Source organism: Inquilinus limosus MP06 (assembly GCF_000767795.1).
In the GTDB taxonomy this organism is placed as follows: domain Bacteria; phylum Pseudomonadota; class Alphaproteobacteria; order DSM-16000; family Inquilinaceae; genus Inquilinus; species Inquilinus limosus_E.
Genome location: NZ_JANX01001037.1, coordinates 1 through 1,060 on the forward strand (window position 1 = coordinate 1; position 1,060 = coordinate 1,060).

2 protein-coding genes are annotated in these 1,060 nt (G+C 72.1%); both read left to right on the plus strand.

Features of this window, described 5'->3' with window-relative positions; all coding sequences use genetic code 11:
• A partial coding sequence (locus tag P409_RS35010) for a cupin domain-containing protein (RefSeq protein WP_034849621.1) occupies positions 1-385 on the plus strand: 385 nt, incomplete at its 5' end.
• A gap of 49 nt (positions 386-434) precedes the next feature.
• A partial coding sequence (locus P409_RS35015) for a transglycosylase domain-containing protein (RefSeq protein ID WP_193366542.1) occupies positions 435-1,060 on the plus strand: 626 nt, incomplete at its 3' end.

Genomic DNA, 1,060 nt, shown 5'->3' on the forward strand with positions numbered 1-1,060 from the left:
GCCGGGCCATGTCCATGCCGAAGCCGCGGCCGGCGCCGTGCCGGGCGACCGGCCGGCCTCGGTGGTCAAGCCGGTGTCCTGCGAGGCGCTGCCGAACGTGCCGGGCAAGTCGATCACCACCGTCACGGTCGACTTTCCGCCGGGCGCCTACACCCCGGCGCACCGCCATCCCGGATCGGTCACCGCCTATGTGATCAAGGGCGCGGTGCGCTCGCAGATGGCGGGCGGCCCGCCGCAGGTCTACGGCCCCGGCGCCAGCTGGTTCGAGCCGCCGCAGGCGCTGCATCTGTTCGCCGAGAACGCCAGCGCCACCGCGCCGGCACGGATCCTGGCCGTCTTCGTCGCCGACGACAATTGCGGCCCGCTGGTGATCCCGGAGAGGTGAGGGCGCGCCGCAGCCATGAATCCGCCATTGGCTGCGCTAGACTGGCGGCATGACAGCGGCTTGGGGCATCTGGCGAAGGATCGCGATCGGGGCGGGGGCGTTCACCGTCCTCGCCGTGCTGGTCGTCGGCGCGGCCTTCTGGCTCGACGCCCGCTATCCGCCGGCGCTCGACCGCTATCTCGACCGCTCGACCATCGTCCTCGACCGCGACGGGCAGCTGCTGCGCGCCTTCACCGCCCGCGACGGGACCTGGCGGCTGAAGGCGACGGTCGACGACGTGTCGCCGCTCTACCTCGCCCTGCTGCAGGCCTATGAGGACAAGCGCTTCCGCCAGCATCTCGGCGTCGACCCGCTGTCCACCGCCCGCGCCTTCGGCCAGATGGTGCGGCATGGCGGCGTCGTCTCCGGCGCCTCGACCCTGACCATGCAGGCGGTGCGCCTGCTGGAGCCGCGGCCGCGCACCCCCGGCTCGAAGCTGATCGAGATGGCGCGGGCGCTGCAGCTGGAGATGCACTATTCGAAGGACGAGATCCTCGGCATCTACCTGACCCTGGCGCCGTTCGGCGGCAATCTCGAAGGCGTGCGCGCCGCGTCCCTGGCCTATTTCGGCAAGGAGCCGAAGCTGCTGACCCCGGGCGAGGCGGCGCTGCTGGTGGCGCTGCCGCAATCGCCGAC